Annotated in this window: 6 protein-coding genes and 2 pseudogenes; 4 read left to right on the top strand and 4 right to left on the bottom strand. The window is 59.7% G+C overall.

Features of this window, described 5'->3' with window-relative positions; all coding sequences use genetic code 11:
* Window positions 1-112: pseudogene (locus tag BRX43_RS20640) on the top strand (IS630 family transposase); the annotation flags it as partial.
* Window positions 113-240: 128 nt separating this feature from the next.
* Here the strand turns inward: BRX43_RS20640 and BRX43_RS19355 are convergent.
* Window positions 241-1,623 (bottom strand): glycoside hydrolase family 47 protein, encoded by a 1,383-nt coding sequence (locus BRX43_RS19355; protein ID WP_241215090.1) that lies wholly within the window; start codon window positions 1,621-1,623, stop codon window positions 241-243.
* Between the two features lie 382 nt (window positions 1,624-2,005).
* Between BRX43_RS19355 and BRX43_RS19350 the strand changes: the two genes are divergently transcribed.
* Window positions 2,006-2,200, top strand: coding sequence for a hypothetical protein (locus tag BRX43_RS19350; protein ID WP_125996698.1), 195 nt, complete (start codon window positions 2,006-2,008; stop codon window positions 2,198-2,200).
* Between the two features lie 14 nt (window positions 2,201-2,214).
* Entirely contained in the window at window positions 2,215-3,267 is a 1,053-nt protein-coding gene (gene rsgA / locus BRX43_RS19345) for a ribosome small subunit-dependent GTPase A (RefSeq protein WP_241215089.1), read from the top strand.
* A 161-nt stretch (window positions 3,268-3,428) separates the two neighbouring features.
* Here rsgA and BRX43_RS19340 read toward each other — a convergent pair.
* Window positions 3,429-4,552: pseudogene (locus BRX43_RS19340) on the bottom strand (IS3 family transposase).
* A 103-nt stretch (window positions 4,553-4,655) separates the two neighbouring features.
* Window positions 4,656-6,020 carry a diguanylate cyclase gene (locus tag BRX43_RS19335; RefSeq protein ID WP_164523690.1) on the bottom strand — a complete coding sequence of 455 codons (1,365 nt, stop codon included), beginning with the start codon at window positions 6,018-6,020 and terminating at the stop codon, window positions 4,656-4,658.
* Window positions 6,021-6,322: 302 nt separating this feature from the next.
* On the opposite strand from BRX43_RS19335, the gene BRX43_RS19330 reads away from it, so the two are divergent.
* On the top strand, window positions 6,323-6,598 hold the full coding sequence (locus BRX43_RS19330) for an HU family DNA-binding protein (protein WP_125996696.1): 276 nt from the start codon (window positions 6,323-6,325) through the stop codon (window positions 6,596-6,598).
* A 146-nt stretch (window positions 6,599-6,744) separates the two neighbouring features.
* Here BRX43_RS19330 and BRX43_RS19325 read toward each other — a convergent pair whose 3' ends face one another.
* The gene (locus BRX43_RS19325; protein ID WP_164523689.1) at window positions 6,745-8,751 is read right to left on the bottom strand and encodes an EAL domain-containing protein; all 2,007 of its coding nucleotides are present in this window, start codon (window positions 8,749-8,751) and stop codon (window positions 6,745-6,747) included.
* Window positions 8,752-8,988 lie beyond the last annotated feature (237 nt).

Raw genomic sequence — 8,988 nt, 5'->3', positions numbered from 1 at the left:
CGCAGAGCGATCCCATGAAGCAACATGGCGCCGTGTCGGATCGCTCCTCAATGCCTTCTCACCAGACGAGTGCCGCAACTATCTGCGCAACTCCGGATATGCGTCAGCCTGATGTCATCATGGTCTAAAGGCAACGAACGACCGCAATCGGGTCATTGTAGCCTTGATCAGATCGCACGCTCCGCTCGCTAGACTTAGCACCCAGGTCAAAAATAGGCAGGTGTAGGTTACATCTTACAATTAATTGCGACGCAGGCCCTTGAGGATGTTTCCCTCTGTCGTCAGGTAATTGTTGGAATAATCAAATCGCGCCGTATCAGCGAACAGCAGGTAGTAATATTTCATCTGCTCGGACCACCAATAGCCTGGGCAATGATCGGCCTGACGCTTAGGCATTGCTGTCACGTCAACAAGATCGGTGTAGCCATAGGTAGCCTTGTTCCACCGCTTCATCGCCTCAAAGTGGAGGCGACCAATTTCGCGCCAGCGTGGCTGCCGATCGATCAGCCAAAGCGTAAAGGCCGCGTCAGCGAGTTCGGGGCGCAGTGCGTTGGTGACTTGAGTCGATTGCGATGTCGCGTAGTCATAGCCTTCCGGCAGGATGCCATAGCGCGCCTGCACCTTGGCCCAGCTTTCGGTATAAGCGGCGCCCAGCCGGAGGGCGCCACCCTGGCCAAGTAGGCCACCATAGAAGGATGCGAGCTCGTCCTGCTCGGTCGAGATCACGGCGCCGGTCTCAAAGTCGACGTCGGCGAACCACAGCTGATGGTCCTTCCAGACCTGCTGATGCTTGAGGATGGCGGCAGTGCACACATCATACATGCGCTTGCAGTCGGCATCGCCGAACAGCTGCCAGCTATCCCACAAATACTCGAAGAAGCTGTCGCAGTAGGAGCCGATTGTCGCGGTGCGGGAGCGCCAAGCGCCACTCAGCACGTCGATCTTGGTCGCCACCAGATCGAGGGGCGAGCGCCGCTCGAAGACCGCGGTCATCGCTTTGCGTGCGGCGGCCGCGTAGCGGGGATCGCCGGTCAGGCGGCTGAGTGTGCCCCATTCGGGCAGGTAAGTGGCAATATCAGCAGGGCTGGTGACCGCCTCGCGCGGCATGCCGGTTCGGAGATTGATGAAGCGGTAGGGCATGCCGGTCGGCGTTGCGAAGGCCGGCAGCAGCCGATCCGCAAGATCGCGCGCCTTGGCGAGCAATACCGCGTCACCGCACGCGAGGTGGGCGGACAGAAGCCCGCCGACAAGACGGATCGACGTCTCGAACACCGATACCTCGCCATCGACGTCTGCGTCGAAGTGGGTTTTGACCCACTCGACGCCGTCCCCAAACCGGGAGTCGAGACCCATCACCCACAGCGTATCAAGCGCCTCGATGAGGCTGAGCCCAAGATGATGCGTCTGGAGCGGAAAGCTCGAGAAGGCCCCGCTTACCGGCTTGATCTCATCCTTGCCCCAGGCACGATCACGGTAACAGTCCCAGGACCATGCCATCTGCGCTTTCACATCCTGGGCTAGCGCATGCCATTGCGCATCGTCCTTTGCGCAGGCTGGATCTGATATCGCTGTGCCGGCCAGTGCGGTTGCAGCGCCGATGACGGATCGCCTGGTAATCTGCACGCGGCCTCATCCTCTTTCGTTGCGACTTTCTGCAGAGAGATGCAGCTTGCTGTTCCCGACGTCTACCGTCAGATGGTTGCTACAAGCCCACCGGAGTTGGATTGGCCCCGTTTGCGCAAATAAGCGTGAGCGCCTTGCGATAGCGTAGCGCATGTGCGTAGCTCTGTCGTGGATGTGAGTGCAAAATCGCCGATCGTGTTATGAATGGTAAAATGGGTACGCCCGTTCGACGTTTGGAGTGACCGCTTGTGGATCTCATAGGCGAAGAGAGTCATCCTTGGTGACGCTTGAGGGACTAGCTTGACTCGATCCCGCACCCTCAGGCGCCTTGCTGCGAGTTTGGTAACGAACAGCGGATCAGTGTAGCCGGGTTAAGGATCCTTTGGCTGAGTTGTTCGCTCAAGCGGCAACCCCGACCGCCGGAGCGACAAACATACCACGCAAACCAAATTACGACTTCGAGCGCCGCGAGCGCGAGAAGGCCAAGGCGGCCGAGTCTGCAAAGAAGGCGCAAGCCAAGGCGGATAAGCGGGCGGCTGAGCAAGTCACGCCGGATGCAGATCAATCAGGCGAGTAGTGAGGGCTGACGCAATGATGATGTCGTCCGACCTCACTCTTGGGCAGCTTAGCTGGAGATCCTTCTTCGCCAAGCAGGTCTCCGTCGAGCAGAGCCAGAACTGTCAGCCTGTCCGCGTCATGTCGGTTCATCGCGGAAGGGTGACCGTCTTGGGCGAGGGAATAGAGGAATCGATCTCGTCCAGCTTGCCCGTACAGGGGGGAGCGGAGGACCGACCTACCGTTGGCGACTGGCTGCTGATCAATCGGAAGAGCCGAACCCTCGTGCGTCTCCTTAATCGGACGAGCCTGTTCAAGAGGCCCGCGCCAGGTGACGACCGCCGCGTTCAGCTCATCGCCGCGAACGTCGACACGCTGTTCATTGTCTCGTCGTGTGATCAGGACTTCAACGTTGCGCGCATCGAGCGCTATCTCGTGCTCGCGGGCGAAGTCGGCGTCCGTCCCGTCTTGGTCCTCACAAAGGGCGACCGATCGCCTGCGCCCAAGCGATTGGTCGAGGCCGCGCGCTCGCTCCAGTCGGGGTTGCGAGTGGAACTGGTTGACGGGCGCGACCCGACAAGCGCCGTCCGCCTCGCCGGCTATTGCGGCCTCGGGGAGACGGTTGCGCTGGTGGGATCGTCCGGCGTCGGCAAGTCGACCATCGTCAACACGCTGAAGGGATCGGAGAGCATTGCAACCCAAGCCGTTCGAGAAGACGACGGCAAAGGCCGGCACACAACGACCGTGCGCGAAATGCATCGCCTCACCGGTAGTGCGAACGGCCCTGCCGCTGATGGTGGCGGCTGGCTAGTGGACACGCCCGGCATGCGCGAACTCCAAATGTCCGAAGTGGCCTCCGGCGTGACCGAGGTCTTCGACGACGTCACAGCCGTGACGCTCGACTGCCGGTTCACGAACTGCACACACGCCGACGAGCCCGGATGTGCTATCCACCTCGCGATGGCGGTAGGCGATCTTGATCCCGCTCGTGTCGAACGGTGGCGAAAGCTCGCCCGGGAAGACGCGGAAAACAGCGGTGTCGTGGCAGTTCGCCGCTTCCGTCGCGGGAAATCCAGCAACCGGAAATGACGATTGGCTAAGGTCGTTAGCTTGGACACGGCGACCGCTGGACACTGAAGCTGGATTTAGCAGTCCCCACCGGGTGGTCCGGTTCGACAGTTAGTGCATCGTCGTCTGAGCCTCACCCCTTCTCTGGCCCGGTCTTTATGAGAAAACCGGCTCTCTTTTCGTCAGGGCAGGGATGCCTGCCCTGACGAAAAAGCACGCTCCATCGGGGTTTGGTTGCCGAGGGAACTGTGCGGACGGTGCTCGTTGTAATCACGCCACCACGCCTCACATTTTAACCGTGCGTCGTCCAAGCTCAAGAACCAGTATGCGTTGAGGCGTTCGGCCCGCACCCGGCCGTTGAACGCCTCCGCGAACGCATTGTCGGTCGGCTTGCCGGGGCGGCTGAAGTCCAGCACCACATCATGCTGATAGGCCCACAGATCGAGATCCTTCGAGATGAATTCCGGGCCATTGTCCAGACGAATGCGCTTGGGACGACCATGTGCCACGGCAATGCGGTCGAGCGTCTCGACTATGTCAGATCCGCGATAGCTTGTCCGTACATCGAGCGCTGGCGACACACGGGTGAAGCTGTCGACGATCGACAGCACCCGGATCTTGCGCCCGTCGAACAGCTGGTCCGACAGGAAATCCATCGACCAGCACTCGTTGGGTGCCATCGCCGGCGTCCGTCATCGCGCAATTTCGCCTTCACCTTGCGCTTGGGCGTCTTGTTGCGCAGCTGCAGCCCGAGTTCGCGACACAGCCGATGAGTGCGCTTGTGGTTGATCTCCCGGCCCTCCCGCCGCAGCAGCACATGGATGCGTCGATACCCGTAGCGAACACGGGTCGCAGCCAACTCCTTGATCCGCATCTTGAGGCCGGCCTGATCGAGGCGGCGGGACTGATAGCGTTGGGTCGATCGATTGATCGGAAACGCGCCGCAGGCTCGCCGTTCGCTGACCTGGTAGCTCGCCTGCAAATAGCCGACGATCTCCCGGGCTCGACTAGGCCCTACATTTTTCGGCGGATGACGTCTTGGCAAGCATCTCCTTGTCCAAGCTGAGGTTCGCCACCAGCCGTTCCAGCCGGACGTTCTCCTCCTCCAGCACCTTCAGGCGCTTCATCTCCGACGGCATCAACCCTCCGTATTTGCTACGCCATCGATAATAGAGCCTGCCCCGGCGTAGGCCGGGGTCTGGATTGATATGCCGGCCTTCCGGCAAACCTCCTCGACGGTTGTTCCATCCTCGGCCTGCTTGAGGATGAACGCTATCTGCTGCTCGCTGAACCTCGACTTATTCATCGGCGGATTCCCTCGTCCGGCACCTGCCAAACCTAACCGGGAATTTCCCACAAAGAATGGACCAATCCGGAGGGCTCAGGTCACTGCATCCGCCGGGGTTACCTTACTGCTCGTAACAAATACCATGCTCGATCGCGGCACAGTAAGTTGTTACCGTTCCTCGCTGCTTGCGCTTGCCATGGTAGAGTGCCGTATCGGCCCGACGCAGCATATCGCGTCCAGTCAGGAGCGGTTCAAACCAGCTGACCCCGATCGTACCGGACACGGTGAGCCATGTGCCGTCGGCTACATCGACACAGTGGCGCAGATCTTGTTGCAAGGTTTCGGTCAGTGAGGACATGGCGGCCTCATCCTTGCCCTGAACGATGATTGCGAACTCGTCGCCGCCAAGGCGGGCGCAGACCTGACCAGCCAGGTAGGGCGATTTCAGAACCATGGCGATCGTCTGTAACACCTGATCGCCTTTCAGATGCCCAAGACGATCATTGACAGCCTTGAAGCCGTCCAGGTCGATGAGGAGGAGGGCAAACGTCTGTGCATCGCGACGCGCACCCATGATAGTTTGGCTGAGTGCACGATTGAAGCCGGCACGATTGGTCAAGCCGGTCAGTTCATCCGTCGTGGCCGAACGACGTAGAGCCTGCTCCATTTCATAGCGGGCGGTGATGTCCTGGAAGACACCGATTATGGCAACAGGCTTGCCGTCATGCAGCTCCAGCTCACCCATGCAGCGAACGCGTTTCAGCTTGCCGGTAGCGGAGATAAAGTCCGCTTCCTCGTCAAACGCTCGGCCCTGCTCAATGGCTAGCGCGATTGCATCCGCCAAGATCACACGAGAACGGTCGGGATAGAAGCTCATCGCTTCTTCAAGAGGCGGAGTCTGAGCAACCGGCAGATCGTAAATGGCGTAGACCTGCTCGGACCAATGAACATGATTATCCGCCAGATCCAGGCGCCATGAGCCGATCCCTGCGATGCGTTCTGCCTGGCCGAGCTGGCGGTGCAATCGGCCAAGCCGATGCAGATCGTTCTGGTGCTCGAGTGCCAGATTGGCCAACTCCATGGCGGTCAGGCGGCTTCCGACCAGCGCCGCAGCGATGGCCGCCAGCTTGCCGAGTTCGATGATATCTGCCTCGCTGAAGCTACGGGGCTTGTAGAAGACCGCACACAGTGAGCCGGCCAGGATGTCAGTGCCATCCTCGCCATGCACGATTACCGGCACGCCGATATAGGCTGCGACATGGGGAGCCCCGATGACCAACGGATGATCGCAATAGGCCGGGTCCAACCGGGTATCGGGAACAACGACAGCCTCGTTGGTGTCGACAACCCGACCGCAAAAGCTGTGTTCTCGTGGCAACCTGTCGCCGTCGATCCCGCAGCGAGCCGTCAGCCACTGCCACTCACGATCGAGCATCGAGAATGCGCTCATGTCGCTGGCGAACTTCTGCTTCACCAGCTCGGTCACCGCGTTGAGCTCGGCTAGGGGCAGGCACAGTCTGACGTTGGGGCCCGCCAACAGCTCCGCATGCAGCTGCGTTCGTGAGGACGAGATGGCGTCAGCGATGACAGGGCCTTGATGCATAGCCGCCATATCGCACAGTCACCGTAAACGCTGTGTAACTGTCGGAATAACTGACATATCCCCACGGCGCCGAGCACCGTCCATGGGGGCGGGTCATGCATGATACAGAGTATGATAAGAGGCATGGTTGATCGCGAGGCGCGCTTCCCCGTAGGGATTACGGCCCTTTTCTGGAGATGATCCCCATGAACAATGCCGAGCTTGCCGAGACGCTGGTGACCGAACACGCCATGAGCAAGGCCGACGCCCGCAAGGCGGTCGATGCGCTGATGGCCGCGATCGTCGCCGCAGCCGCCAAGGGTGAGGAGGTCTCGCTGGCGGGCTTTGGCAAGTTCAAGGTCAAGGACAGCCCGGCGCGCGAAGGCCGCAACCCCGCAACCGGCGAGGCCATGCAGATCGCCGCATCCCGCAAGCTGACCTTTACGCCTGCCAAGGCAGTCAAGGACGCGCTGAACGGCTGATCCCCTAAGGTGGCGACACCCCAGCATAGTATGGCAGCTGGGGCGTCGCATTGCCCTGACCTTCGAGTTATGGCTAGGCACCGTAAACTTCAATTACTTCAGAAAGGGGGTGACGTTCGAGTAAACTGGAGCAAGAGACACTTAAACTACCCAGCATTATCGCGAAAGCATATGCCCGCCTTGCCGCGATCAACCCAGCGAACCTGACCCGCGCGAATCTGTCCCTGGAGAAGCTCTATAAGCACGTCCGTGTCGATGTCTGATGTCGTCAGGGCCGAGCCTTCGATCATGGCTCCACCGCTAGAGACATTTCGTATCACGATTTCCTCGCGAGCGCCGCCCTTGTTCAGTCGTGCCTTTCGTATGACCTTCTCACGCGGGGGGCGGCTCACCTTGTGTCCTATGGCTTCGGCCGGATCGCCATACCCGGACAAAGCGGAGAGAACGTGCTCGTTCCGCTCGGGGCGACCATAAACATAGCCTTGAATATGGCTGCATCCGAGATCGCGAACAAAGGCAATCTCATCCTGATGCTCGACACCCTCGGCTGTGGTTTCCATGCCAAAGGTCGTCGCCAGCGTCACAATGGCCCGGATGATCGCCGCGTTGCGGTTGCCGGCTTGGATTGCGCCGCGTACGAAGCTTTGATCGATCTTGATTTTATCGAACGGTGCGTTCTTCAGATAGCCCAGCGCAGAATAGCCCGTTCCAAAATCGTCGAGTGCCAGGCGAACGCCAAGATTCTTGAGTGCCTTGAACATGCGGTCGGTGCACCCGTCGTCGTTCAGGAACACGCTCTCGGTGATCTCGAGTTCCAGACGCGCAGGATCAAGGCTGGCCACACTCAGGGCATTGGCAACAAGAGCCGGGAACTTCGGATTGGTGAATTGTATCGGTGACACGTTGACGGCCACTCGAATGCCCGCTGGCCAGCCCGCGCAATCCCGGATCGCGGTACGCAACACCCATTCACCGATACCAGCGATCAGTCCTGCTTCTTCAGCGACAGGGATAAACTCGGCGGGGCTTATCACGCCGCGTCGGGTATGCTGCCACCGGACAAGTGCTTCGTAGCCGACAATGCGCTCGGACATCGTAGAGACCACCGGCTGATAGACGACATGAAGTTCGTCATTTGAAAGCGCATGACGAAGATCGTCTTCCATCTCCCTCCGCCGTGTGGCTTCGATATGCAGGTCGTCGTTGTAGACGTGGTGTAAGCCACGCCCACGGTCCTTGGCTGCGTACAACGCCAGATCGGCGTTCCGCACCAACTCCTCAACTAATTGTCCGTGTTCCGGGGCGATGGCGATACCGATCGAGCATCCGATCGTGATAACATTGCCGTTGATCGAGTAGGGCTGTGAGACAGCAACAATGATGTCCTGAGATAGCGCTTCGACACCCGCCCTGACCGTGTCGTTAGCGATGATTACCTGAAACTCATCACCGCCCAAGCGCCCAACAACGCCACCATAGCCGATCACGCGCTGCAGGCGCTGGGCAACCTGCTTCAGAAGCTCGTCACCGGTCTGATGCCCGAGCGTATCATTTACAGCCTTGAAGCGATCCAGATCGAGCAGGAGCAGCGCTGTTGGCAGGAACCCGCTTTGCCGAGTGAACAACAGGTTCTCCAGCGTGCCACGCATGCGCTCACGATTGGCAAGTCCGGTCAATGCATCGGAATAGGCAAGCCGGGTGATAGCGGCTTGCGACTGGCGACGCTCAGCCAGGTCACTGCCGGAGCCGATATAGCCTTCGAACACGCCTCGCTCATCGTTTTTGGGGCGACCGGTGATCGACCATGCGACAGTGGCATCGCTGCCGGTGGCGCGCACCGAGACGTTACGGAACGCCGCCTTTGTCGACATATGAAAGCGCAAGGTCCGCGATGACGCAAGCTCGTGTGGATCGACTTCCAACATGTCTGCCAAAACTATGTCGGTGAGACGGACCGCATCGATCATCAACTTTCGACATACATGTTCCGACAGGTAGATGATGCGCCCTTCAGCATCGGTTTCCCAAAACCAGCCAGACCCTTCGGCCTCAAATGCCTCGACAAAGCGGGATAGCTGCAGTGCCTTCTCATGTGATGACGGAGTGTCGGTGCTATTGTCCCGGCTGACCAGATGACGGATTTGTCGAAGCATGTTCTGGACGTAGTGACCAGTCGTTAGCAGGACGTTTACATCCGGTGCCGTGAGCCTGGGATCAGGCGGTCGACATGGTGATAGTGGCCAGCGGTGTGAGCTGCCCCCCTCTGAGTGGTCCATCGACTATGACAGTCTGGACCAAGGAAGGGACGACGAATGCCTGCCAAGAAGCACAAGCCCGAGGAAATCATCGGGAAGCTGCGCGAGGTTGAGATCATGCTGGGTCAGGGCGGC

The sequence above is a fragment of the Sphingomonas sp. S-NIH.Pt15_0812 genome (genome assembly GCF_003951315.1).
GTDB lineage: Bacteria > Pseudomonadota > Alphaproteobacteria > Sphingomonadales > Sphingomonadaceae > Sphingomonas.
Note: the sequence above shows the minus strand (reverse complement) of the source record. Positions and strands in the feature narration are given on the sequence as shown.